Source organism: Janibacter sp. CoH_79_TC_3, from assembly GCF_058197955.1.
In genome coordinates this window covers 1-231 of record NZ_JBXWIV010000215.1, presented here as the reverse complement: position 1 = coordinate 231, position 231 = coordinate 1, and the positions used below count along the sequence as shown (strand labels likewise).

Here is a 231-nt window from a genome sequence, read left to right as displayed (position 1 = left end):
CCTCGAGAATGTCGCGAAGGAACTGCATGGCCTTGGGATTGCCTGGGCAGAGGAGGTCGCGGCTGATGAAATGCTGCTCGGGCACCTGGTGCTGCACGCCTGTGCACGACAGCCAAGGGTAAGCCACGATGGCCGAAAGCACATGGGCGGGAAATTCAATCTCGGGAATCACCTCCACACCGCGCACGGAGGCATAGGCCACTATCTCGCGGATGTCGTCCTGTGTGTAGA

At 60.2% G+C, this 231-nt stretch carries 1 protein-coding gene; it reads right to left on the bottom strand.

The window, feature by feature from the left end:
* Positions 1–231, bottom strand: a 231-nt coding sequence (locus AC2FA3_RS15680; RefSeq protein WP_490510410.1) for a family 20 glycosylhydrolase, incomplete at both ends; no start/stop codon positions are given.